Raw genomic sequence first — 23252 nt, forward strand, 5'->3', positions numbered from 1 at the left:
AGCGCAGACAAGAGGAGACCGGATGGCCGAAGGCCGCTTGCCGCACATCGTGCTCTTTTCGGGCGGCACCGCGTGCCGCACGACCAATCTGGCGCTGCTCTCCAGGCCGGCGCGGCTGACGCGCATCGTGCCGGCCTGGGACAGCGGGGGCAGCTCCAAGACCATCCGCGAAAGCCTCGGCGTGCTCGCCGTCGGCGATATCCGCCAGGCGCTGATGACCATGGCCCATGGCGAAGGCCAGGTGGGCGATGTCGTCAAGGTCTGCAATGCGCGCATGACCAGCGGGACGGAGGATGACGCCCGCGCGGAATTCGCCCTCTATGCCGAAGGCCGCCATCCGCTCTTGGAGCGCATGGAGCCGGGTCTGCGCGGTGCGATTCTCAACTACCTGCGCACCTTTCGCGCGGCGATCGGCGCGGATTTCGATTTCCGCAACGGCAGCATCGGCAATTTCATCCTGACGGGTGCGCATCTCGCCCACAACAGCGACATCAACACCGCCATCTTCGTTTTCCGCAAGCTCTGCGACATCACCGGCCATGTCTGGCCGTCAACGGCGGCCGACGGCGTCGAACTTTCCGCCGTGCTGAACGACGGAACCCGGATCGAAGGGCAGCACAGGATGACGGCGCTCGATGATACGGCCAGCGGCATCGGCATCCGCGACATCGCCCTTTCCGGCCGGAACGGCGCGCCCGTGCAGGCCAATGAGGCGGTGCTCGAAAGTCTGAAAAGCGCCGATGCCATTGTCTTCGGCCCGGGCAGCTTCTTCACCAGCGTCCTGCCGCATCTTCTCGTTGATGGCATCGTGCCGGCCATTGCGCGCAATGTGCATGCCCGCCGCATCTTCATCGGCAACATGCTGCAATGCCGGGAGACCCGCGGGCTGGACGTGGCGCGCATGCTGGAGATCGCCGCGGCGCTCTGGCGGGGGCAGGAGGGGGCGGATGCGCGACCCTTCACCCATGTCCTGGCGAACCACCAGCTGCTGCCCTTCGAAAAGACCGTCGGCCCTTTCGCTTATCTCGGCAACGGCGCGCTGGAAGATGTGGGTGCGCGGCTCGGCATCGAGCGGGTGATCGGCGACTTCGAGGACCCCTGGCAGCGCGGCCAGCATGATGGCCGGGCCGTCGCGGATGCGCTCAACTCGCTCTTGCCGTCGTGAGCCCGGTCTTTACCGCCGGCATCCAGCCCCGCGCCTTGGCGAAGGCGAGGAAATCGTCCGCTGCCATCGGCCGGGCGAAGGCATAGCCCTGCAGGACATGGCAGCCGAGGCTGCGCAGCAGCTCGGCATGCGCCAGCGTCTCGACGCCTTCCGCGACCGTTTCGATGCCGCGCACCTTGCCGATGTCGATGATCGAGCGGACGAGGCTCTGCTGCGCGGTGGATTCGAGCAGGGGCAGCACCAGCCGGCGATCGATCTTCAGCCGCTTGGGCGACAGTTCCAGGAGGCTGACGATGGACGCATGGCCGGTGCCGAAATCGTCGATCTCGATATCGATGCCGAGGGTCTTGATATCGTCGATCGCCTGTTTCAACCCGTCGTCGGCCGTGTCGAAGGAAATCGATTCCAGGAGTTCGAAGGTCAGCGAGCCGGGACGGATGTTCATGGCGCGCAGCTTTCCGAGGAGGTCGTCGTCGCGCAGGCGCTGGCAGGAGACATTGACGGAGACGCGGGCAATGCCGAGCCCCTGTCCCTCCCAGCGCATGGACTGGAACAGCGCCTGGTCGAGGATGGCCTCGTCGATCTGGGCGACGACGTTGAGGCTTTCGGCAACCGGCAGGAAGACGTCCGGCGTAATGATGCCGCGCGTCGGGTGCTGCCAGCGCGCCAACGCCTCGACGCCAACGATCTCCAGCGTCTCGGCATCGAACTGAGGCTGGAAGAACGGGTGGAATTCGCCGCGTTCGAGACCGCGCAGGATGTCGTCGCCGAGCCGCTTGACCTCCACGGTGCGCAGGCGCAGCTCGTCGTTGAAGGCTTCCACGCGGTTGCGGCCGCGGCGCTTGGCCTCGTAGAGCGCGATGTCGGCATTGACGAGCAGCTGTTCGGCGGATTCTTCCGCATCGTTGCGCGTCGCGATGCCGATGCTCGCGCCGATGCGACAGTCGTGGCCCTCGATCGCCATCGGCTCGCTGATAGCCTCGATGAGGCGGGCCGAAAGGGCGCTGAAATCGGCCTTTGCCGGGTCGCGGCGTGACAGCAGCACGAATTCGTCGCCGCCGATGCGGGCGATGAAGTCCTCCGCCGGAATATGGGCGCGCAGCACGCCCGCGGCCTGTTTCAGCACCTCGTCGCCCGCGGCATGGCCGAGTGTGTCGTTGATGTCCTTGAAACGGTCGAGATCGATATGCAGCAGGGTGAGGGGGCGCGCATCCTCGCCCATGCCGGCCAGCGCGAGCTGCTGGTCGAGGAAGCGCCGGTTGGGAAGGCGGGTGAGGGCGTCGTGCAGCGAATTGTGCTCCAGCACGAGATGGGCATCCTCCAGCGCCCTGTTCTGTGCCTCGGCCGTCAGCTTGGCCTCGAGCAGTTCGGCCTGCAGGCGATTGTCCTCCGTCACGTCCCAATTGGCGCCGACGATGCGCTTTGCGCCGGAGGACGCGCGGTAGGTCATGCCGTGGGCGCGGATGTGGCGGATATCACCGTCGGCGGTCAGCACGCGAAACCCGGTGAGATAGGGCTTTTCAGTTTCGATGGCGTTGGTGAAGACGCGCTCGGCCTCCTTCAGGTCGTCGGGGTGGAGCGCGGCGCGCCAGTCCTCGTAGCGGCAAATCGGCTGGCCTGGCGGCACGTTGTAGAGCGCGCGCATACGGGCATCCCAGGTGAGGGTCGACGTTTCGGGATCATATTCCCAAACGCCCACGCGCGAGGCGTCGAGTGCGAGCTGCAGGCGCTGCGAGACGGTTTCGAGCTGGTCCTCCCGGTCCTGCAGCGCAAGAATATGCCGGTGGCGATCCTTCATGAGGTAGCCGACCCAGAACATGGGTGCGATGATGATGACGGCGAGGAGCGCAAGCCCGGCGCGAAAGAAGGCGAGATCGGCAGAGGGCTGGCGCCAGCCTTCCAGCGGTGCGGCCGACATGGTCCAGACCTCATGGCCGATATCGATGGTCATCACCACCGGATCGGCATCGACGGCCGCGGCCGTCGTGAAGAAGGTCCTCGCTTCGCCGCCGACATGCGGCCGGCTGGAAAGCGAGACGGCGACCTTGAGCTCTTCACCGAAGCCGCTGCTCTCCAGGAGCTTGTCGAGGTCGATCACGGCGGAGGCGATGCCGATGAAGGCATTGTTCCGCCCGGCGTGGATCGGGTAGCGCGCAATCACGCCGCGGCCGCCCTGCACGAGATCGACCGGGCCGGTGACGATCAGCCGGTCGAGCGCCTTCACCTGCATGGCGGCGGCGCGCTGGGGCTCGTTCTTGCGATAGTCGAGGCCGATGCTGCGCTCGTTTCCCTTGACCGGATAGATGAGCGAGACGATGAAATCCGGCGCGATGGCGAGATTGCGCAGCCGCGTGTCCTTGCGGAAAATGCGGCCCGCAAGATCGGCAAAGCGGCTCGGCGGCATGTCGGGTTCGGTCGAAAGCGCCGCGACGAGGCCCTGCACGAGGTTGATGTCGCCATGGATGTTGCCTTCGAGGCGCGAGCGCAGCAGGCCGAGCTGCTCCGTCGTGAAGGAACGCAGGTATTCCTCCTCCAGCCGCTGTTTCTGGGCATCGGCGAGAAAAATGGCGATGAGCACGGCAAGCGCGACCACGATGGCGGGGATATAATATCCTAGCCCCTGAAGGGAGAGCTGCGCATTCCGGTCGTTCATCGCGTTCCGTGTGTCTCCGCGCATCCTGGTTTCACCGGGTGAGGTTCTGCCCGGCATCCGGCGATCGGCGAACCATGGCAGATGCAACTTAATATTTGCTGACGAGGCCGTGCCTTTCTCTGTGGGGCCGGGTAGGGCTTTCCGTCATGGCCGATTCTGGGCTAGTCCTCGGCACGGCTGGAGCGGAACAGGTCAGGGGGCGGGGTTGCCGGCGGACAAGGACAGGACGGAAAGCGTGTTCGGCGCGCTGCTGCGGGCCATCGTCGAGGACAGCCCGCTGAAGGCGGCCGGTTTCATCGTCACCATCTACGGCGACGTCGTGGAGCCGCGGGGCGGCGTCGTGTGGACCGGCAACCTGATCGAGACCTGCGCCGCCGTCGGCATCAGCGAGACGCTGGTGCGCACCGCCGTCTCGCGCCTCGTCGCCGCCGGGCAATTGTCCGGCGAGCGGGAGGGGCGGCGCAGCTTCTATCGCCTCGCCGCGCCCGCCCGGAGCGAATTTGCGGCCGCCGCCCGCTTGCTGTTCGGCCCGCCGGAGGCCGCGGACTGGCATTTCGTGCAGCTGACGGGGACGGCACCGGACGAGGCGATGCAGGTTCTCGAGCGGGCGGGTCATGCCCGGCTCGGCCCGCGCCTTGCCGTCGGCGCGCGGCCTTTGCCGCATCTCAAGCAGCCGGCCGTCGTCTTCCGCGGCGAGGTGGTGAGCGGCGAGCGGGACCTCGGCGCCTTTGCGTCCGACCATTGGAACCTCGCGCTGCATGCCGAAGCCTATCATGGCTTCCTCAGGCGCTTCGGGCGCCTTGCCGACCTGCTTGCGGGCGGGATGCGGCTCGGTGCGGCGGAAAGCCTCGTTGCCCGGCTGGTGCTCGTGCACCAGTTCCGCCTCGTCGTGCTGCGTGATCCGCGCCTGCCGCAGGCGGCCCTGCCGGCGGACTGGCCGGGGGAGGCGGCCCGGATGCTCTTTGCCGACCTCTATCTCCGCCTCTCGCCCGAGGCGGACCTGCATGTCGCCCGCCATTTCGTCACGGCGGCCGGCGCCTTGCCTGAAGCGAGCGAGGCGACGCTCCGCCGTCTTTCGCTGCTGCGCGAGTCGATCCGGCGCGACTTTTCATAGGGAAATGCGTGGTTTGTGCTATGATACCAGTTGCTGGAACGAAACATCACATAATTTGGAGAAATCAGCATTGATTTGTGACGTATCGAGTGCTAAATAGATAACCGATCGGTCGGTCAATGTTTCTGGAGGAACGGATCGACCCTTGGATATCAGGGAGGAAACCGCGTGTCCGAAGCCTTTATCTGCGATGCCGTCCGTACGCCGATCGGCCGTTATGGCGGGTTGTTGTCGTCGGTTCGTGCCGATGATCTGGCGGCGGTGCCGCTCTCCGGGCTGATGGCGCGCAATCCCGATGTCGACTGGTCGAAGGTGGACGATCTCATCTACGGCTGCGCCAACCAGGCCGGCGAGGACAACCGCAATGTCGGCCGCATGGCCGTGCTGTTGTCCGGCCTTCCCGTTTCCGTTCCCGCCACCACCGTCAACCGCCTCTGTGGTTCCGGCATGGACGCCGTCGGCATGGCGGCGCGCGCCATCCGCGCCGGTGACTGCGATTTCGTCATCGCCGGCGGCGTCGAGAGCATGAGCCGCGCGCCCTTCGTCATGCCCAAGGCCGAAAGCGCCTTCTCCCGGTCGAATGCGGTCTATGACACGACGATCGGCTGGCGCTTCGTCAACCCGAAGATGAAGAAGGCCTTCGGCGTCGATTCCATGCCGCAGACAGCCGACAACGTTGCCGCCGATTTCACCGTCAGCCGCGCGGATCAGGACGCTTTCGCGGCGCGCAGCCAGGCCCGCTGGGCCGCCGCGCACGAGGCCGGCATCTTCGCCGACGAGATCGTGCCCGTCCATGTGCCGCAGAAGAAGGGCGATCCGCTGGTCGTCGATACCGACGAGCATCCGCGTCCCGGCACGACGGCCGAGCAACTTGCCAAGCTGAAGGGCGTCAACAGCCCGGACCTCTCGGTCACCGCCGGCAATGCCTCCGGCGTCAATGACGGCGCGGCCGCCTTGCTTATCGCCAATGAAGCCACCATCAAGGCGCAAGGATTGACTCCGAAAGCGCGCGTCGTCGCCATGGCGGCGGCGGGCCTTGAGCCGCGCATCATGGGCTTCGGCCCTGCGCCGGCCACGCGCCGGGTGCTGGAGCGCGCCGGTCTTTCGCTCGGCCAAATGGATGTCATCGAGCTCAACGAGGCCTTCGCCTCGCAGGCGCTCGCGGTTCTGCGCGATCTCGGCCTGCCGGACGACGCCCCGCATGTGAACCCGAACGGCGGCGCCATCGCGCTCGGCCATCCGCTCGGCATGAGCGGCGCGCGGCTCGTCACCACCGCGACCTACCAGCTCCACCGCCAGGGCGGACGTTATGCACTCTGTACCATGTGCATCGGCGTCGGCCAGGGCATCGCCATCATTCTCGAACGCGTCTGACGCGTAAAGCAGGAGGAAAGACCATGTATGCCCAGATGGTGAAGACCGATGCCGCCCGCGTCCGCTCCCTCGACGAGATGGACCCCGTGGAGCGCGCCTTCCAGGAGCGCATCGACGCCGGCCAGAAGATCGAGCCGAAGGAATGGATGCCGGAAGGCTATCGCAAGACGCTGGTGCGCCAGATCAGCCAGCACGCCCATTCGGAAATCGTCGGCCAGCTGCCCGAAGGCAACTGGATCACCCGCGCCCCGACCCTGGAGCGCAAGGCGATCCTGCTTGCCAAGGTGCAGGACGAGGCCGGCCACGGCCTCTACCTCTACTGTGCCGCCGAAACGCTCGGCATCAGCCGTGACGAGATGTATGCGCAGCTCCATTCCGGCAAGGCGAAATATTCCTCGATCTTCAACTATCCGACGCTGACCTGGGCGGACATCGGCGCGATCGGCTGGTTGGTCGATGGTGCGGCGATCATGAACCAGGTGCCGCTGCAGCGCTGTTCCTACGGTCCCTATGCGCGGGCCATGGTGCGCATCTGCAAGGAAGAGAGCTTTCACCAGCGTCAGGGTTACGACGTGCTGATGAAGATGGTGAAGGGCACGCCGGCCCAGAAGGCCATGGTGCAGGATGCGCTGAACCGCTGGTGGTGGCCGTCGCTGATGATGTTCGGTCCCTCGGACGACGCTTCCGTGCATTCGGCCCAGTCGATGGCCTGGAAGATCAAGCAGAACTCCAACGACGAGCTGCGCCAGAAATTCGTCGACCAGACGGTGCCGCAGGCAAAGTATCTCGGCCTCACCGTGCCGGATCCGGATCTCAAGTGGAACGAGGAGAAGGGCGGCTACGATTTCGGCGAACCGGATTGGGAAGAATTCTTCAACGTGATCGCCGGCAACGGCCCCTGCAATGCGGAACGCCTCAACGCCCGCAAAAAAGCCTGGGATGACGGCGCCTGGTTCCGCGACGGCCTGACGGCGCATGCCGAAAAGGTCGCCGACCGTCGCGCTAGCGCCAAGATCGCCGCCGAGTAAGGGAGAGAGCATGATGTCCAGCGAATGGCCGCTTTGGGAAGTTTTCATCCGGGGCCAGCACGGCCTCAACCATCGCCATGTCGGCAGCCTGCATGCGCCCGACGCCGAAATGGCGATCAACAATGCCCGCGACGTCTATACGCGCCGCAACGAGGGCGTCAGCATCTGGGTGGTGAAATCCTCCGAGATCACCGCCAGCGCACCCTCGGAAAAAGGCCCGCTGTTCGATCCGTCGAACTCCAAGGTCTACCGGCACCCGACCTTCTTCGATATTCCGGATGAAGTGGGGCATATGTGATGGCGACCGCGGCGCTCGACCCGGCGGCCCGTCAGGCCGCGCTTCTCGAATTCCTGCTGCGCGTCGGCGACAACACGCTGATCCTCGGCCATCGCGTCTCCGAATGGTGCGGGCACTCGCCCGCGCTGGAAGAGGATATCGCGCTCGCCAACACCGCGCTCGACCTGATCGGCCAGACCCAGCTCTGGCTCGGCCTTGCCGGCGAGGTGGAAGGCAAGGGCCGCTCCGCCGATGATCTCGCCTATCTGCGCGACGGCTACGAATTCCGCAACATCCTGCTCGTCGAGCGCCCGAACGGCGATTTCGGCAAGACGCTGATGCGGCAATTCCTGTTCGACGCCTGGCACTATCTGCTCTTGAAGGCCCTGAAGGGGTCTTCCGACACGCGCATTGCCGAGATCGCGGAAAAGGCCTTCAAGGAAGTCTCCTACCACCTCGACCGCAGCCGCGACCTCGTCATCCGCCTCGGCGACGGCACGGCCGAAAGCCATCGCCGCATGCAGGAAGCGCTGGGCGAACTCTGGCCCTTCACCGGCGAGATGTTCATGAGCGATGCGCTCGACGCCGAACTGGTCGAGGCCGGCATCGTCCCGGCGCCCGAAAGCCTCAAGGCGGGCTGGGACGAGATCGTCGCGGAGACGCTGGCCGAAGGCACGCTGAAGAAACCAGCCGATGGCTACATGCACAAGGGCGGCCGGCGCGGCGTGCACACCGAGCATCTCGGCTTCATCCTGTCGGAGATGCAGTTCCTGCAGCGCGCCTATCCGGGCGCGACCTGGTAGGAGGCGGCGATGGACCCGGCGCTTCGTCCCTCGGTCGATGAGGTCTGGCACTGGCTGTCCGAAGTGCCGGACCCGGAAATCCCGGTCATTTCGCTGACTGACCTCGGCATCATCCGCGATGTCGAGTGGCGGGACGACACGCTGGTGGTGACTGTCACGCCGACCTATTCCGGCTGTCCCGCCACCACGGTGATCAACCTCGATATCGAGGCTGCGCTCGCCGGAAAGGGCCTCGACAAGGTGAAGCTCGAATGCCGGCTCTCGCCCGCCTGGACGACGGACTGGATCAGTGCCGAAGGCCGGGAAAAGCTGCGCGACTACGGCATCGCTCCACCGATCGACGGCACGGCCGCCGATGGCGTGCTGATGAAACGCATCGACCGGCTCTCCGGCCGTTCGAACCTGACGATCGCCTGTCCGCGCTGCGGCTCGGCGAACACGGAAAAGATCAGCCAGTTCGGCTCGACGCCCTGCAAGGCGAGCTACCGCTGCACCGACTGTCTGGAACCGTTCGACTATTTCAAGTGCATCTGACCCATAGGGAGAGGGCCCACATGGCACGTTTTCATCCCCTGACCGTGACCGACATTCGCCGCGAGACGCGCGATGCGGTCGTGGTGACGCTTGCGCCCTCCGACGAGGACCGCGCCGTCTTCGACTTTACACAGGGCCAGTACCTGACCTTCCGCCGCAAGTTCGAGGACGAGGAGTTGCGCCGTTCCTATTCGATCTGCGCCGGCAAGGACGAGGGGGTCCTGAAGGTCGGCATCAAGCGCGTCGACGGCGGCTGCTTCTCCACCTGGGTCAACGAGAACCTGAAGCCCGGCGACACGCTGGAGGCGATGCCCCCGATGGGCGCGTTCTTCACCGCGCTGGAGCCGGAGGTCGCAAAGCATTATCTCGGTTTTGCCGGCGGCAGCGGCATCACGCCGGTGCTCTCGATCATCAAGACGGTCTTGTCGCGCGAGCCCCGCGCCCGCTTCACGCTGGTCTACGCCAACCGGCAGATCAGCTCGATCATGTTCCGCGAGGAGCTGGAGGACCTGAAGAACCTCTATCTCGGCCGGTTCTCCGTTCTGCATGTCCTCGAAAGCGAGGCACAGGACATCGACCTCTTCACCGGCCGCATCGACGGCGAGAAGTGCGCGGCGCTGTTCAAGAGCTGGATCGACATCAAATCCATCGCCACCGCCTTCATCTGCGGTCCGGAGCCGATGATGCTGGCCATTGCCGCAGCGCTCCGCGAACACGGCCTTCGCGACGACCAGATCAAGTTCGAGCTGTTCGCCTCCTCGCAGCCCGGCCGGGCCCGGCGCAAGGTGGAGGCCGTCGCCGGCGCGGATCAGGGCGCGATGTGCGAGGCGACCGTCACGCTCGACGGCGCGACGCGCAGCTTCAAGTTCCCGAAGCAGGGCCAGAGCCTGCTCGACGCCGCGCTCGAAAACGCCATGGACGCACCCTATGCCTGCAAGGCCGGCGTCTGTTCCACCTGCCGCGCGAAAATCCTGGAGGGCGAGGCCGAGATGGAGGTCAACCACGCGCTCGAGGATTACGAGGTGCGCCAGGGCTATGTGCTGACCTGCCAGTGCTACCCGCTCACCGACCGCATCGTCGTCAGCTACGACCAGTAAGGGGAATTTTCATGTCCGATACGATGCCGATCGAGGATTATCTGGCACAAGGCGGCGTGCTCTCCTCGCCCGCCAATGTGCCGCCGCGCTATCGCGGCGAGCTCCTGCGCCTGATGGCGAGTTTCGTCGACAGCGAGCTGGCCGGCTCCGCCGGTTTCGCCGATACGATCAACGATGCGCCGGGCATCCAGGAGCGCATCTCCGCCGCCCGCATCGTGCTGGAAAAGGCCGACCATGCCGGCAAGGTCCTGCGGGTCATGGAGACCTTCGGCGCGGATGGCGGACGCTACGCCGTGCACCATCCCTGGGCCGAGCGGCTTTCCCGCGAGGCCGATATCGGCGCGGCGCGGCAGGGCGGCGACATGCGCCTTTCCGTCTTCCATTACCCGCTGCAAGGCTGGGTGGATGCCGTCGTCATGAACGTGCTGATGGGCCGGGCGAGCGTCGTGCAGCTCAAGGAATTGTCGCGTGTCTCCTACCAGCCGCTCGCCGAGGTTTTCCGCGCCATCCTGCCGCGCGAGACGCGCCATGCCGAACTCGGCCTCGCCGGCCTCGCCCGCATCGCCGCCGACGAAGAGGGGCGCGCGAAAGCGAAGGCTTCCGTCGCCTACTGGTATCCGCGTGTCGCCGCCAGCTTCGGCCATTCCGGCTCGGCCCGCTTCGAGACGCTGTCGCGTTTCGGCCTCAGGCATACGCCCAACGAGACCCTGCTTGCCGATTGGCAGGCGGAGGTCGATGCGCAGCTTTCCGCGCTTGGATTGAACTAGGCTTCCGTCCGGAATTGCGTAAAAATACAGGAAGGACAATAAGATGAACGTCATGGCAAACCGGCCGCGCCGGCTTGAAAGCTATGTCGGCGGCGCGTGGGTCGCCGGCGCGAAGGAGGGCGTGCCCCTGCTCGACGCCTCGACGGGCGAACCGGTCGCCTTCATCGATTCCTCCGGCATCGATTTCAAGGCGATCCTCGCCCACGGCCGCGAAAAGGGCGGCCCGGCCCTGCGCCGCATGTCCTTCCACGAACGCGCCGCCATGCTGAAGGCGCTCGGCCAGGCGCTGATGGAACGGAAGGAAGAGTTCTACGCGCTTTCCACCGCCACCGGCGCGACCCGCGCCGATAGCTGGGTCGATATCGAGGGCGGCATCGGCACGCTGCTCTCCTATGCTTCCAAGGGCCGGCGCGAATTGCCGAACACCCGCGTCCTGCTGGATGGCGACGTGGAACCGCTCTCCAAGGACAATACCTTTGCCGCGCAGCATATCCTGAGCCCGTTGCAGGGCGTTGCGGTGCATATCAACGCCTTCAACTTCCCCTGCTGGGGCATGCTGGAAAAGCTCGCGCCAACATTGCTGGCCGGTGTTCCGGCCATCGTGAAGCCAGCGAGCCAGACGGCCTATCTCACCGAGCTGATGGTCCGCCGCATCATCGAGACCGGTATTCTGCCGGAGGGTGCGTTGCAGCTCGTCTGCGGCTCTGTCGGCGACCTGCTCGATCACGTCGAAGGGCAGGACGCCGTGACCTTCACCGGTTCGGCCGCCACCGGCCGGCGCCTCAAGACGCACAAGGCGATCATCGAAAACTCGGTGCGCTTCACCATGGAGGCCGACAGCCTCAACGCCGCCGTGCTCGGCCTCGACGCGGCGCCAGGCACGGAGGAGTTCGACCTCTTCGTCAAGGAAGTCGCCCGCGAGATGACGGTGAAGGCCGGCCAGAAATGCACGGCGATCCGCCGCGTCATCGCGCCGCGCGCCTATAGCGAGGCGCTGATCGAAAGCCTCGGCGCGCGCCTCGGCAAGACGGCGATCGGCAACCCCGCAAACGAAGCCGTGCGCATGGGCCCGCTCGCCAGCCTCGACCAGCGCGAGGAGGTGCGCGCGCGCATCCGCGATCTCTCCGCCGATGCCGAAATCGTCGCCGGTAATCCGGACAATCCGAGCGTTCAGTCCGGCGATGCCGTGGCCGGCGCCTTCCTCAATCCGGTGCTGCTCTATTGCGACAGGCCGGGCTCGGCCCGCGCCGTGCACGATGTCGAGGCCTTCGGCCCGGTCAGTACCGTCATGCCCTATGACACGGCGGAAGAGGCGGTCGATCTCGCCCGGCGCGGCAAGGGCAGCCTCGTCGCCTCGGTCTTCACCAACGATCCGGCCTTCGCCGAAGAGGTCGTGCTCGGCCTTGCACCCTTCCATGGCCGCGTGATGATCGGTAACCGCGTCAGCGCCAAATCCTCCACCGGCCACGGTTCGCCGCTGCCGGGCCTCGTGCATGGCGGCCCCGGCCGCGCTGGCGGCGGCGAGGAACTGGGCGGCATGCGCGGTGTAAAACATTACATGCAGCGCACCGCCATCCAGGGCGCGCCGACCATGCTCTCCGCCGTCACCGGCCGTTGGCTGCCGGGCGCGGAGGCGCGGGCGGCCGGCGAGCACCCGTTCCGCAAGTCGCTGGCGGAACTGAAGATCGGCGACCAGCTCATCACGGCAACGCGCACGGTGACGCTCGACGATATCGAGCATTTCGCCCATTTCACCGGTGATACCTTCTACGCTCATATGGACGAGGAGGCGGCCAAGGCGAACCCGTTCTTCGACGGGCGCGTGGCGCATGGCTATCTCATCGTCTCCTTCGCCGCCGGCCTTTTCGTCGATCCGGCGCCGGGTCCGGTTCTTGCCAATTACGGCGTCGACAACCTGCGCTTCCTGACACCGGTCAATCCGGGTGATACGCTACAGGTGCAGCTCACCTGCAAGGAGATCAATCCGCGCGCCAATGCCGAGCACGGCGAGGTACGCTGGGATTGCCAGGTGACGAACCAGCTGGGTGCCGCAGTCGCGCAGTACGATGTCCTGACGATGGTGGCCAAAACGAGGGAGTGACCGCAGCATGCCGATCGCGCAGGACCCGTGTCGCCTGGAAATGACCGTTCTGATGACGCCGGATATGGCGAATTTTTCCGGGAAGGTTCATGGGGGCGCACTGCTCAACCTGCTCGATCGAGTGGCCTTCTCCTGCGCCTCGCGCTATTCGCAGCAATATGCGGTGACGCTCTCGGTCGACCAGGTGATGTTCAAGGAGCCGATTCATGTCGGCGAACTCGTCACCTTCCGCGCCTCGATCAACCATACGGGCCGCACTTCCATGGAGGTCGGCATCCGCGTCGAGGCGGAGAACATCCGCTCCGGCCACCGGCGGCATACCAATTCCTGCTACTTCACGATGGTCGCCGTCGATGATGCCGGCCGGCCGGTGCGCGTGCCGGAACTGGAGCCGAGGGATGCGGTCGACATCCGGCGCTACAAGGCGGCCGAGCTCCGCCGGACGCTGCGGCGGGAATTTGCCGAGCGGCTGGAATCGGTCGCAGCGACGGGCAAGGATGTGGAGAGGGATGGGGGATAGCGCGGGTGGCGTTGCTCTTGTGGCGCGCTGCCTCCCTACCACGTCATCCTCAAGCTTGACCCGAGGATGACGAAAGAGAGGTAGGAGGTTTTGGGGAGGTGTGATGCGTAAGCCTCAGGTGACAGCCTTGACGCCTTCGAGGATCAGCGTCGTCGCGATGTCCGCATATTCGTCGCGCGTCACCGGCCCGTTCGGGCGGAACCACATATAGACCCAGTTCATCATGCCGAAGAGCGACATGGTGACGGGCATCAGCAGCGGGCGGTCCTTGTTGAGGTCCGGATTGATGTCGCGGATGACGCCGGAGAAGCGCTTGACGATCTGCCGCTCGATCGCCTGCAATTCGGAAAGCTGTTCCTGCGAGAGCGCGCTGGTGCCATTGAGCTGCACCTTGTGCTCGTTGTCCCGGCCCTCGTAGTTCGCCAGGACGGCTTTGACCAGGAGGCGCAGCCGCTCCTGCGGGGCAAGGTCAGGGCGGTCGGCGGCCTCTATCGCGCTTTCGAGTTCGGTGAGGTGGGTGCGCACGATATCGAAGATCAGCGCGTCCTTGCTCGGATAGTAGTGATAGAGCAGCGCCTTGGAGACATTGCTGTGCGAGGCGATCATCGACATGGAGGCCTTCTCCATGCCCATCTCGGCAAAGACCGCGGCGGCACTCGAGAGAATGCCGCGCTGTTTTTCCTCGAAATCAACTGCGCGCGTGCGTGCCATCTTATCCTGCTTTGCTTTGCCCGGCTGCTTCCGGGAGGGTGGCCGCCCTCCCTATACACAGTCAACCCGGTGCCGGAATAGGGCCTCTTCATCCGTCTTCTAACGGGGAAGATATCCTATCTCTTTGTTTCTACACAACTCCGGACGCAAAACCGTTTCCCGCACTCCTGCTGGAACTGTCCTGTCCGGGGCTTCATTCCTTCGGGCGGTTGTCGACCACCCGTTTCGCCTTGCCTTCCGAGCGGGCAACGCCGCCCGGCTCGTGCACGGTGATCTTCGTGGAGACGCCGACCACGCTCTTGATGTGGTGGGCGAGCTCCTTTGCCGATCCCGCGCGGGCCCCCTCGTCGGCCGCCTCCAGCGTGCATTCGACATGCACGGTCATGTTGTCCATGCGGCCCGAGCGGGTCAGCTCGATCTGGAAATGCGGCGCGAGGCCGCGACATTTCAGGATCTGTTCCTCGATCTGCGTCGGGAAGACGTTGACGCCGCGCAGGATCATCATGTCGTCGGAGCGGCCGGTGATCTTCTCCATGCGGCGCATGGAGCGGGCGGTGCCGGGCAGGAGCCGCGTCAGGTCGCGCGTGCGGTAGCGGATGATCGGCAGGCCTTCCTTGGTGAGCGTCGTGAAGACCAGTTCGCCGATCTCGCCGTCCGGCAGCACCGCACCGGTGACCGGATCGATGATCTCCGGGTAGAAATGGTCCTCCCAGATGTGCAGGCCGTCCTTGGTCTCGACGCATTCATTGGCGACGCCCGGGCCCATCACCTCCGACAGGCCGTAGATGTCGACGGCGTGCATGTCGAAGGACTGCTCGATCTCCTCGCGCATGGCGTTCGTCCAGGGCTCGGCGCCGAAGATGCCGACGGCGAGCGAGCTTTCCCGCGGGTCGACGCCCTGGCGGCGGAACTCGTCGAGGATGGAGAGCATGTAGGAGGGCGTGACCATGATGATGCGCGGCTTGAAATCCTGCATCAGGGTCACCTGGCGCTCCGTCATGCCGCCGGAGATCGGCACGACGGTGCAGCCGAGCTTTTCGGCGCCATAATGGGCGCCGAGGCCGCCGGTGAAGAGGCCGTAGCCATAGGCGACATGCACGATGTCGCCGGCCCGGCCGCCCGCGGCGCGGATCGAGCGGGCGACGACGGTCGCCCAGGTGTCGATGTCCTTCTGGGTATAGCCGACCACGGTGGGCTTGCCGGTCGTGCCCGAAGAGGCGTGGATGCGCGTGAGCTTTTCACGCGGCACGGCGAACATGCCGAAGGGATAGGTGTCGCGCAGGTCCTTCTTGGTGGTGAAGGGGAATTTTGCGAGATCGGAGAGCGTCTTGAGGTCGGAAGGGTGCACGCCGGCCTCGTCGAAGCGCTGGCGGTAGAAGGGCGAATTCTCGTAGGCGTGGGTCAGCGACCATTTCATGCGATCGAGCTGCAGCGAGGAAATCTCGTCGCGGGAGGCCGTCTCGATCGCTTCGAGATCTCCGGGGCGGGGGGACAGGTCTTCCATGAAAATCTCCTCCGAGAATGCGGGATGATGTGCCCTCTGCCTCACTCCGGCAGATGGGTGCCCTTGACTGTTCGCGAGTGGCCGCGGAACTCCGCGACATGCTCGCCCTCCTGGTTGGTGATGCGGATGTCGTAGATGCCGCCGCGGCCGCGGCGCGACACCTCCTGCGCCGTCGCGGTCAGCCGGTCGCCCCGGAAGGCCGGTGCGATGAAGGTCACCGAACAGTGCTGGGCGACGGTGCGCTGGTTGTAGGTGTTGCAGGCGAAGGCGAAGGCCGAATCCGCCAGCGTGAAGATGTAGCCGCCGTGGCAGGTGCCGTGGCCGTTGGTCATGATCTCGGCGATGGTCATGGCGATGACCGCCTCGCCGGGGGCGATGGAGACGAGCTCCATGCCGAGATGGCGGGTGGCGTTGTCGTCGTCCCACATCGCCTTGGCGCAGGCTTCGGCGAGCGCTTGTGGAGAGAGCCCGGCGGCGCTCATTTGCCCGAAAACTCCGGCTTGCGCTTTTCAAGGAAGGCGGAAACGCCCTCGGCGTAATCGGCGCTGCGGCCGGCCTCGCGCTGCAGGTCGCGTTCGAGGTCGAGCTGCTCGTCGAGCGAATTGGTGGCGGCGGCCTGGATGGCGCGTTTCGTCATGCCGAGACCCCTGGTCGGGCCGGCGGCGAGGCGCACGGCGAGCGCGGTCGCCTCTTCCATCAGCGTGTCGTCGTCGACGGCGCGCCAGATGAGGCCCCAGTCGGCGGCGGTTTCCGCGCCGAGCGGCTCTGCGGTGAGCGCCAGCGCCTTGGCGCGGGCTTCGCCGATCAGGCGCGGCAGGCTCCAGGTGCCGCCGGAATCCGGCACGAGGCCGATCCTGGCGAAGGCCTGGATGAAGCGGGCGGAGCGGGCGGCGAGCGTGATGTCGCAGGCAAAGGCGATGTTGGCGCCCGCGCCGGCGGCGACGCCGTTGACGGCACAGATGACGGGTTTTTCCAGGCTGCGGATGAGGCGCAGCAGGGGGTTGTAGTAGGTCTCGATCGTATGGCCGAGGTCCGGCACGCCCTTCTTCGGGTCGCGGTCGCCGAGATCCTGGCCGGCGCAGAAACCGCGGCCGGCGCCGGTCAGCAGCACGGCGCGCACCGCCTCGTCCGCATGGGCGCGCTCGAAGCCGGCGCGCAGCGCAAGGTGCATCTCGTCGTTGAAGGCGTTGAGCTTGTCCGGGCGGTTCAGCGTGAGGCTCAGAACGCCATCGGCAAGCGCCGACAGAATGGTGTCGGAAGTGGTCATGGTTCCTCCCTGTCGCCCTTCCCAGCGGCGACCGTAAAAAAAACTCTTGCATAAACCGACCGGTCAGTCAATTATAAAAGCACTGACTGGGAGGAGCCAGAGATGACCGGACTTTTCGAGCGCCATCGCCCGACGCTGACCGCCGCGATCGAAGCGGCCGCCAAGCGCGATTTCTGGACCGTCTATCCCGAAGTGCCGAGCGGCAAGATATACGGCGAGACGGCGAAGGACGATGGCCTTGCCGCCTACAGGGCACGGCTCGATGCCGAATTCGATCTTGCCGATCATCCGGCCGAGGGGCGCGTCGGTGCGGAAGTCTCGCCTTACGGACCGGCCCTCGGCATCACCTATCCTGCCGCCTCCGCGGACATGCTGGTCATGGCCTCGCGCGCGGCCGCCCCGCAGTGGGCCGCCGCCTCGCCGGAGACGCACGCCGGCATCTGTCTCGAAATCCTCGCCCGCCTCAATGCCCGCAGCTTCGAGATGGCGAACGCCGTCATGCACACGACGGGCCAGGCCTTCGCCATGGCCTTCCAGGCCGGTGGCCCGCATGCGCAGGATCGCGGCCTCGAGGCCGTCGCCTATGCCTATGCCGAGATGACCCGCATACCGGCGCAGGCGACCTGGACCAAGCCGCAGGGCAAGGGCGAGCCGATCGTCATGGAAAAGCACTGGCGCATCGTGCCGCGCGGCGTTTCCCTCGTCATCGGCTGCAACACCTTCCCGACCTGGAACAGCTATCCCGGCCTCTTCGCCAGCCTCGCGACCGGCAACACCGTCATCGTCAAGCCGCATCCGGCGGCGATCCTGCCGCTTGCCATCACCGTCGAAATCGCGCGCCAGGTGCTGGTGGAGCAAGGGTTTGCGGCCGATATCGTGCTGCTCGCCGCCGATGCGCCCGGCGCCGAGATCACGAGGGATCTCGTGCAGCACCCCGCCGTCGCCATCGTCGACTATACCGGCTCCAACACCTTCGGCGCCTGGGTGCGTGAAAACGCCGGCAACGCCGATGTCTACACCGAAGAGGCCGGCGTCAACTCGATCGTCATCGGCGCGACGGATGATTTTGCCGGCATGTGCGGCAACATCGCCTTCTCGCTCTCGCTCTATTCCGGCCAGATGTGCACGGCGCCGCAGGATATTTTCGTGCCGCGTGGCGGCATTGAGACGAATGAGGGCCACAAGTCCTTCGACGCGGTCGCGGCCGGCATCGCCGCTGCCGTCGATAGCCTGCTTGCCGATCCGGTGCGTGCGGCCGGCATCTGCGGGGCCATCGCCAATCCGGCGACGCTCGCCCGCATTGCCACATCGCGGCCGCTCGGGCGCATCGTGCGCGATTCCGCGCCCGTCGAAGGTCTCGACGGTGCCCGCACCGCGACGCCGCTGATCCTCGCCGTCGGTGCGGCGGATACGGATGCCTATGCGGAGGAACGCTTCGGTCCCATCGCCCTCGTCGTCGCGGTCGATGACGCAGCGGACGGCGTCGACCGTGCTGCGGCGCTCGCCGAGCGCAAGGGTGCCATCACGGCTGCCCTCTACGCGACGGACGAGGCGCAGATCCTTGCGGCCGCCGATCGTTTCGCCGTGGCGGGCGTCAATCTTTCTGTCAACCTGACTGGCGGCATCTATGTGAACCAGAGCGCCGCCTTCAGCGATTTCCACGTCACCGGTGCCAACCCGGCGGGCAATGCCAGCCTGACGGATGCGGCCTTCGTCGCGAACCGGTTCCGCGTGGTGATGTGGCGCCGCCCCGCGGCGGCGTGAGGAGTCTACGCTTCAATCTTTTGTCTTTGTTGGGAGGAGAAACCGACATGAAATTTTCGCTCACCACCACCGCGCTTGCCGGCACGCTGGCGCTCGTCCTCGGCTTTGCCGCGCCGGCCCTTGCCGATATCAAGATCGGCGCGACCCTTTCGGAAACCGGCCCCGCCTCCTTCCTCGGCGATCCGGAAGCCAAGACGCTGAAGATGCTGGTCGAGGAGATCAATGCGGCCGGCGGCGTCAATGGCGAGAAGATCGACCTGATCGTCTATGACGATGGCGGCGACCCGAACAAGGCGCGCACCTTCGCCACCCGCCTGGTGGAGGACGACGAGGTCGTCGCCGTGATCGGCGGCACGACGACGGGCACCTCCATGGCCATCATCCCGGTCTTCGAGGATGCGGAAATCCCGTTCATCTCGCTTGCCGGCGCCATCGAGATCATCGATCCCGTCCGCCCCTTCACCTTCAAGACCCCGCACACGGACCGCATGGCCTGCGCGAAGATCTTCGAGGACATGAAGAAGGCCGGCATCAGCAAGATCGGCCTGATCTCCGGTTCAGACGGTTTCGGCGCCTCCATGCGCAAGCAGTGCCTGGAGATCATCGGCGAATACGGCATCGAGGTGCTGGCCGACGAGACCTATGGCCCGACCGATGCCGACATGACGCCGCAGCTGACCAACATCAAGGGCAAGGACGGCGTGCAGGCCGTGCTGAACCCCGGTTTCGGCCAGGGTCCGGCGATCGTCACGCGCAACTATGCCCAGCTCACCGTCGGCCTGCCGCTCTACCAGTCGCATGGTGTCGCCTCGGATGGCTTCATCGAGCTTGCCGGCGCGGAAGCCGCCGAAGGCGTGCGCCTGCCGGGCACGGCACTGCTCGTCGCGGGCCTCCTGCCGGAAAGCGATCCGCAGCGCGCCGTCGTCGTCGCCTACAAGGACGCCTACGAGAAGGCGACCGGCAAGCCGGTCTCGACCTTCGGCGGCTACGCCCATGACGCGCTGCGCATCCTCGTCGACGCGATCACGCGGGCGGGCAGCACCGAGCCGTCGGCGATCCGCGACGCGATCGAAGGCACGTCCGGCCTGGTCGGCACGACCGGCACGGTGACCATGACGGCGGAGGACCATCTCGGCCTCGACCTGTCGGCCTTCCGCATGCTTCAGATCGAAAAGGGCGGCTGGAAGATCGTCGAGTAATCGAGCCCGCCGGCCCGCGCCATGAGGCGGCGGGTCGGCGGAAACCGTCGCGCGCGAAGCGGAGGCATTCATGCCCGAACTCCTGCAATTCCTACTCTCCGGGATCACGGTCGGCGCGGTCTATGCGCTGGTCGCGCTCGGCTTCACGATCATCTACAACGCTTCCGACGTCGTGAACTTCGCCCAGGGCGAGTTCGTCATGCTCGGCGGCATGATCACCTTCTTCGCGCATGCCGCGGGCCTGCCGCTGCCGCTTGCCGCGCTCATCGCCATCATCGCGACAGCGGGTATCGGCGTCGCGCTCAACAAGCTGGCGATCGAGCCGGCGCGAGGCGCGCCCGTCGTCTCGCTGATCATCATCACCATCGGCGCCTCGATCTTCATCCGCGGCGCGACGCAGCTCGTCTTCGACAAGCAGATCCACCGTTTCCCGGCCTTTTCGGGTGACCAGCCGATCCTCATCGGCGGCGCGACCATCCTGCCGCAGAGCCTCTGGGTGATTGCCGGTGCGCTCGCGATCTTCTTCTGTCTCTGGCTGTTCTTCACGCGCACGCTGATCGGCCGCGCCGTGCTGGCGACGGCGAACAACCGCATCGCGGCCCAGCTCGTCGGGATCAACACCAACTATGTGATGACGCTGTCCTTCGCCATGTCCGCCGCCATCGGCGCGCTTGCCGGTGTGCTGGTGACGCCGATCACGCTGACGAGCTACGATGTCGGGCTGGCGCTGGCGCTGAAGGGTTTCGCCGCCGCCATGCTCGGCGGCATGGGCAATCCCAAGGGCGCGCTCGTCGGCGGCCTGTTGCTCGGCATCCTGGAGGCGATGACGGCCGGCTATATCAGCTCGCAATACAAGGACGCGGCCGCCTTCGTCGTCATCCTCGCGGTGCTCTTCGCCATGCCGCAGGGCCTTTTCGGCCGCAAGTCCACGGATCGGGTGTGATCATGCGGCTCTCCAGCAAGGCAACCACGCTCCTCATCCTCGCCGCGGTCATCGCGATCGCGCCGGTCTTCTTCCCGTCCTCCTACTATTTTCGCGTCGGCTCGCTGATCTTCGTCAACGGGCTTGCGGTGACGGGTCTCGTCATCCTCATCGGCTATGCCGGCCAGATCAGCCTCGGCCATGCGGGCTTTGCCGGCATCGGCGCCTATGCCTGTGCGCTGGCGCCGGTCCATCTCGGCCTGCATCCCGCGCTCGCGGCGGTGCTGGGCGCGGCGCTTTCCGCGGCCATCGCCTTTCTCGTCGGCCGGCCGATCCTGCGGCTCAAGGGCTACTACCTCGCCGTCGCCAGCCTCGGCTTCGGCATTCTCGTCTCGATGGTGCTCTCCAACGAGGCGCAGCTCACCGGCGGGCCGGACGGCATGGCGGTGCCGGAACTTGGTCTTCGCGCCGTCCTGAAGGCTATCGGCATCGATCTTTCCAACACCGAATTCTGGTACGCCTTCTCCGGTCTCGTCTTGGTCATCGGCGCTTGGCTGGCGCTCAACCTCTACCACAGCCCGACCGGCCGGGCGCTCAGGGCGCTGCACGGGTCAGAGGTCGCCGCCCGCACGGTCGGCGTCGATGTGGCCCATTACAAGCTCGTCGCCTTCGTCCTGTCGGCGGTCTATGCCTCGGTGTCGGGTTCGCTGCTGGCGCTGCAGAACAAGTTCATCACGCCTGATGTCGCGGGCTTCATGCATTCGATCGAGATGGTCACCATGGCGGTGCTCGGCGGGGCGGGGTCGATGCTCGGCGCCATCCTCGGCGCGGCGATCCTCACCACGCTGCCGCAGGTGCTGACGGTCTTCCAGGAATACGAACAGCTCATGCTCGGTCTCGTCATGATGCTGGTCATGATCTTCATGCGCGAGGGCCTCCTGCCCTCCATCGCGCGCCGCATCCGGGGGAGGGCAGAATGAGCCTGCTTCAGATCGAAGGCTTGGGGATCGATTTCGGCGGTGTCCGTGCCGTCAACGATGTCGGCTTCTCCTTGAAACCCGGCGAGATTGTCTCCGTCATCGGCCCGAACGGCGCCGGCAAGACGACGCTGTTCAACATGATCTCGGGCGTCTACGCCCCTGCGCGCGGGCGTGTCGCACTCGATGGAGAGGACGTCACGCGCATGCCGCCGCATCAGCTCGCCCGGCGCGGCCTGTCGCGGACCTTCCAGAACCTGCAGATCTTCCAGTCGATGAGCGTGCTGGAAAACGCCGTCGCCGGTCATCACCTGCATGAGCGTGGCTCGGTGTTCGCCGATCTCTTTTCGCTGCCCGCCGCGCGCCGCCGCAGCAGGGCGTCCGAAGAGAGCGCGCGTGCGTTGCTCGACCGCGTCGGCCTCGGCAGGGCCGCCGAGCAGGAGGCGGGCTCGCTCTCCTATGGTGCCTTGAAGCGGCTGGAGATCGCCCGCGCATTGGCGCTGAAACCGCGCGTGCTGCTGCTCGACGAGCCGGCCGCCGGCTGCAATGCCGTCGAGACGGAGGAGATCGACCACCTGATCGCCAAGGTCGCGGCCGAAGGTGTGTCGATCCTGCTGGTGGAGCACGACATGAAGATGGTCATGCGCATTTCCAACCATATCGTGGTGCTCGACCATGGCGAGAAGATCGCCGAGGGCGAGCCGGCTTCGATCGCGCGCGATCCGCGCGTTATCGAGGCCTATCTGGGTGCCCAGGCGGCGGAGGCGCAAAATGCTGACGGTTGAAGGACTGCGTTCGCGCTACGGCCGCATCGAGGTGCTGCACGGCATCGACCTCGACGTCGCCTCCGGCGAGATCGTCACGGTGGTCGGCGCGAACGGCGCGGGCAAGACCACGCTGCTCAAATGCCTTTCCGGCATCCAGCCGGTCTCGGCCGGGTCCATCGTCTTTCGCGGCGAGGCGCTGACCACGGTGCCGGCGCATGCCCGCGTGCGGCGCGGGCTCGCCCAGTCGCCTGAGGGGCGACAGATCTTCACCAACCTGACGGTGGAGGAGAACCTGCGCCTCGGCGCCTATCTCTTTTCCGACGACAAGGTGGAACGGGACCGGGACGACGCCTTTGCCATGTTCCCGATCCTCAAGGAGAAGCGCAACCTTGCGGCCGGCGGCCTTTCCGGCGGCCAGCAGCAGATGCTGGCGATCGCCCGCGCGCTGATGGGCCGCCCTTCCTGCCTGCTGCTCGACGAGCCGAGCATGGGCCTTGCCCCCATCCTCGTGGCGCAGATCTTCGACGTGGTGAAGAGCCTGAAGGCACTCGGCGTCACCGTGCTGCTCGTCGAGCAGAACGCGTTCGGCGCGCTCTCGGTCGCCGATCGCGGTTATGTCATGGAGACGGGCCGCATCACCATGTCCGGGCCCGCTGCCGAACTCATCGCCGACGAACGCATCCGCGCCGCTTATCTGGGAATATGAGA

At 66.0% G+C, this 23252-nt stretch carries 22 protein-coding genes; 17 read left to right on the forward strand and 5 right to left on the reverse strand.

Annotation, left to right across the window (positions count from 1 at the left end; translation table 11 throughout):
- Positions 1-22: 22 nt before the first annotated feature.
- Positions 23-1165: a gluconeogenesis factor YvcK family protein gene (locus MUU56_RS15210; protein ID WP_244768145.1), complete on the forward strand. Its 1143-nt coding sequence runs from the start codon at positions 23-25 to the stop codon at positions 1163-1165.
- Here MUU56_RS15210 and MUU56_RS15215 read toward each other — a convergent pair.
- Positions 1143-3818, reverse strand: a complete 2676-nt coding sequence (locus MUU56_RS15215; protein ID WP_244768146.1) for a bifunctional diguanylate cyclase/phosphodiesterase — start codon at positions 3816-3818, stop codon at positions 1143-1145. The genes MUU56_RS15210 and MUU56_RS15215 overlap by 23 nt on opposite strands.
- Positions 3819-4023: 205 nt before the next feature.
- On the opposite strand from MUU56_RS15215, the gene paaX reads away from it, so the two are divergent.
- The 10 genes from paaX (at position 4024) to MUU56_RS15265 (ending at position 13433) form a co-directional block, all read left to right on the forward strand.
- A complete protein-coding gene (gene paaX, locus MUU56_RS15220; protein ID WP_244768147.1) occupies positions 4024-4932 on the forward strand; it encodes a phenylacetic acid degradation operon negative regulatory protein PaaX in 909 nt (302 codons plus the stop codon).
- A 168-nt stretch (positions 4933-5100) separates the two neighbouring features.
- Complete coding sequence (gene pcaF, locus MUU56_RS15225) at positions 5101-6306, forward strand: 3-oxoadipyl-CoA thiolase (RefSeq protein WP_244768148.1); 1206 nt, start codon at positions 5101-5103, stop codon at positions 6304-6306.
- 23 nt (positions 6307-6329) lie between these two features.
- Complete coding sequence (paaA, locus tag MUU56_RS15230) at positions 6330-7334, forward strand: 1,2-phenylacetyl-CoA epoxidase subunit PaaA (RefSeq protein ID WP_244768149.1); 1005 nt, start codon at positions 6330-6332, stop codon at positions 7332-7334.
- A gap of 13 nt (positions 7335-7347) precedes the next feature.
- A complete protein-coding gene (paaB, locus tag MUU56_RS15235) occupies positions 7348-7632 on the forward strand; it encodes a 1,2-phenylacetyl-CoA epoxidase subunit PaaB (RefSeq protein ID WP_023516149.1) in 285 nt (94 codons plus the stop codon).
- Positions 7632-8414: a 1,2-phenylacetyl-CoA epoxidase subunit PaaC gene (paaC, locus tag MUU56_RS15240; RefSeq protein ID WP_244768150.1), complete on the forward strand. Its 783-nt coding sequence runs from the start codon at positions 7632-7634 to the stop codon at positions 8412-8414. The genes paaB and paaC overlap by 1 nt, the downstream gene beginning before the upstream one ends.
- A gap of 9 nt (positions 8415-8423) precedes the next feature.
- Positions 8424-8948 carry a 1,2-phenylacetyl-CoA epoxidase subunit PaaD gene (paaD, locus tag MUU56_RS15245; RefSeq protein WP_244768151.1) on the forward strand — a complete coding sequence of 175 codons (525 nt, stop codon included), beginning with the start codon at positions 8424-8426 and terminating at the stop codon, positions 8946-8948.
- Positions 8949-8968: 20 nt separating this feature from the next.
- Positions 8969-10045 carry a 1,2-phenylacetyl-CoA epoxidase subunit PaaE gene (gene paaE, locus MUU56_RS15250; protein WP_244768152.1) on the forward strand — a complete coding sequence of 359 codons (1077 nt, stop codon included), beginning with the start codon at positions 8969-8971 and terminating at the stop codon, positions 10043-10045.
- Positions 10046-10056: 11 nt separating this feature from the next.
- Positions 10057-10812, forward strand: a complete 756-nt coding sequence (locus MUU56_RS15255) for a Phenylacetic acid catabolic protein (protein WP_244768153.1) — start codon at positions 10057-10059, stop codon at positions 10810-10812.
- Positions 10813-10855: 43 nt separating this feature from the next.
- A complete protein-coding gene (gene paaZ / locus MUU56_RS15260) occupies positions 10856-12913 on the forward strand; it encodes a phenylacetic acid degradation bifunctional protein PaaZ (protein WP_244768154.1) in 2058 nt (685 codons plus the stop codon).
- Between the two features lie 7 nt (positions 12914-12920).
- Positions 12921-13433, forward strand: coding sequence for an acyl-CoA thioesterase (locus tag MUU56_RS15265; protein ID WP_244768155.1), 513 nt, complete (start codon positions 12921-12923; stop codon positions 13431-13433).
- Between the two features lie 114 nt (positions 13434-13547).
- Here MUU56_RS15265 and MUU56_RS15270 read toward each other — a convergent pair whose 3' ends face one another.
- The 4 genes from MUU56_RS15270 to paaG form a co-directional block, all read right to left on the reverse strand.
- Positions 13548-14144: a TetR/AcrR family transcriptional regulator gene (locus tag MUU56_RS15270; protein ID WP_064331296.1), complete on the reverse strand. Its 597-nt coding sequence runs from the start codon at positions 14142-14144 to the stop codon at positions 13548-13550.
- Between the two features lie 193 nt (positions 14145-14337).
- A complete protein-coding gene (gene paaK / locus MUU56_RS15275; protein ID WP_244768156.1) occupies positions 14338-15648 on the reverse strand; it encodes a phenylacetate--CoA ligase PaaK in 1311 nt (436 codons plus the stop codon).
- Between the two features lie 41 nt (positions 15649-15689).
- Positions 15690-16130 (reverse strand): hydroxyphenylacetyl-CoA thioesterase PaaI, encoded by a 441-nt coding sequence (paaI, locus tag MUU56_RS15280; RefSeq protein ID WP_244768157.1) that lies wholly within the window; start codon positions 16128-16130, stop codon positions 15690-15692.
- Positions 16127-16915 carry a 2-(1,2-epoxy-1,2-dihydrophenyl)acetyl-CoA isomerase PaaG gene (paaG, locus tag MUU56_RS15285; RefSeq protein WP_244768158.1) on the reverse strand — a complete coding sequence of 263 codons (789 nt, stop codon included), beginning with the start codon at positions 16913-16915 and terminating at the stop codon, positions 16127-16129. The genes paaI and paaG overlap by 4 nt, the downstream gene beginning before the upstream one ends.
- Before the next feature lie 102 nt (positions 16916-17017).
- On the opposite strand from paaG, the gene paaN reads away from it, so the two are divergent.
- The 6 genes from paaN (at position 17018) to MUU56_RS15315 (ending at position 23250) form a co-directional block, all read left to right on the forward strand.
- Entirely contained in the window at positions 17018-18679 is a 1662-nt protein-coding gene (paaN, locus tag MUU56_RS15290) for a phenylacetic acid degradation protein PaaN (RefSeq protein WP_244768159.1), read from the forward strand.
- A 47-nt stretch (positions 18680-18726) separates the two neighbouring features.
- Positions 18727-19878, forward strand: coding sequence for an ABC transporter substrate-binding protein (locus tag MUU56_RS15295; protein WP_244768160.1), 1152 nt, complete (start codon positions 18727-18729; stop codon positions 19876-19878).
- Between the two features lie 70 nt (positions 19879-19948).
- Positions 19949-20821 (forward strand): branched-chain amino acid ABC transporter permease, encoded by an 873-nt coding sequence (locus MUU56_RS15300; protein WP_244768161.1) that lies wholly within the window; start codon positions 19949-19951, stop codon positions 20819-20821.
- A 2-nt stretch (positions 20822-20823) separates the two neighbouring features.
- Entirely contained in the window at positions 20824-21780 is a 957-nt protein-coding gene (locus tag MUU56_RS15305) for a branched-chain amino acid ABC transporter permease (protein WP_244768162.1), read from the forward strand.
- Positions 21777-22562 carry an ABC transporter ATP-binding protein gene (locus MUU56_RS15310; protein ID WP_244768163.1) on the forward strand — a complete coding sequence of 262 codons (786 nt, stop codon included), beginning with the start codon at positions 21777-21779 and terminating at the stop codon, positions 22560-22562. The genes MUU56_RS15305 and MUU56_RS15310 overlap by 4 nt, the downstream gene beginning before the upstream one ends.
- The gene (locus tag MUU56_RS15315) at positions 22549-23250 is read left to right on the forward strand and encodes an ABC transporter ATP-binding protein (protein ID WP_133033620.1); all 702 of its coding nucleotides are present in this window, start codon (positions 22549-22551) and stop codon (positions 23248-23250) included. Before MUU56_RS15310 ends, MUU56_RS15315 begins: the two co-directional genes overlap by 14 nt.
- Positions 23251-23252 lie beyond the last annotated feature (2 nt).

Origin of the sequence: Shinella yambaruensis, assembly GCF_022899355.1 — a bacterium.
In the GTDB taxonomy this organism is placed as follows: Bacteria; Pseudomonadota; Alphaproteobacteria; order Rhizobiales; family Rhizobiaceae; genus Shinella; species Shinella yambaruensis.

Bases quoted from the DNA above. Each gene is read 5' to 3' on its own strand.
- MUU56_RS15210 (WP_244768145.1), top strand. From the start codon at position 23: ATGGCCGAAGGCCGCTTGCCGCACATCGTGCTCTTTTCGGGCGGCACC.
- MUU56_RS15215 (WP_244768146.1), bottom strand. From the start codon at position 3,818: ATGAACGACCGGAATGCGCAGCTCTCCCTTCAGGGGCTAGGATATTAT.
- paaA (WP_244768149.1), top strand. From the start codon at position 6,330: ATGTATGCCCAGATGGTGAAGACCGATGCCGCCCGCGTCCGCTCCCTC.
- paaB (WP_023516149.1), top strand. From the start codon at position 7,348: ATGTCCAGCGAATGGCCGCTTTGGGAAGTTTTCATCCGGGGCCAGCAC.
- paaC (WP_244768150.1), top strand. From the start codon at position 7,632: ATGGCGACCGCGGCGCTCGACCCGGCGGCCCGTCAGGCCGCGCTTCTC.
- paaD (WP_244768151.1), top strand. From the start codon at position 8,424: ATGGACCCGGCGCTTCGTCCCTCGGTCGATGAGGTCTGGCACTGGCTG.
- paaE (WP_244768152.1), top strand. From the start codon at position 8,969: ATGGCACGTTTTCATCCCCTGACCGTGACCGACATTCGCCGCGAGACG.
- MUU56_RS15255 (WP_244768153.1), top strand. From the start codon at position 10,057: ATGTCCGATACGATGCCGATCGAGGATTATCTGGCACAAGGCGGCGTG.
- paaZ (WP_244768154.1), top strand. From the start codon at position 10,856: ATGAACGTCATGGCAAACCGGCCGCGCCGGCTTGAAAGCTATGTCGGC.
- MUU56_RS15265 (WP_244768155.1), top strand. From the start codon at position 12,921: ATGCCGATCGCGCAGGACCCGTGTCGCCTGGAAATGACCGTTCTGATG.
- MUU56_RS15270 (WP_064331296.1), bottom strand. From the start codon at position 14,144: ATGGCACGCACGCGCGCAGTTGATTTCGAGGAAAAACAGCGCGGCATT.
- paaK (WP_244768156.1), bottom strand. From the start codon at position 15,648: ATGGAAGACCTGTCCCCCCGCCCCGGAGATCTCGAAGCGATCGAGACG.
- paaI (WP_244768157.1), bottom strand. From the start codon at position 16,130: ATGAGCGCCGCCGGGCTCTCTCCACAAGCGCTCGCCGAAGCCTGCGCC.
- paaG (WP_244768158.1), bottom strand. From the start codon at position 16,915: ATGACCACTTCCGACACCATTCTGTCGGCGCTTGCCGATGGCGTTCTG.
- paaN (WP_244768159.1), top strand. From the start codon at position 17,018: ATGACCGGACTTTTCGAGCGCCATCGCCCGACGCTGACCGCCGCGATC.
- MUU56_RS15295 (WP_244768160.1), top strand. From the start codon at position 18,727: ATGAAATTTTCGCTCACCACCACCGCGCTTGCCGGCACGCTGGCGCTC.
- MUU56_RS15300 (WP_244768161.1), top strand. From the start codon at position 19,949: ATGCCCGAACTCCTGCAATTCCTACTCTCCGGGATCACGGTCGGCGCG.
- MUU56_RS15305 (WP_244768162.1), top strand. From the start codon at position 20,824: ATGCGGCTCTCCAGCAAGGCAACCACGCTCCTCATCCTCGCCGCGGTC.
- MUU56_RS15310 (WP_244768163.1), top strand. From the start codon at position 21,777: ATGAGCCTGCTTCAGATCGAAGGCTTGGGGATCGATTTCGGCGGTGTC.
- MUU56_RS15315 (WP_133033620.1), top strand. From the start codon at position 22,549: ATGCTGACGGTTGAAGGACTGCGTTCGCGCTACGGCCGCATCGAGGTG.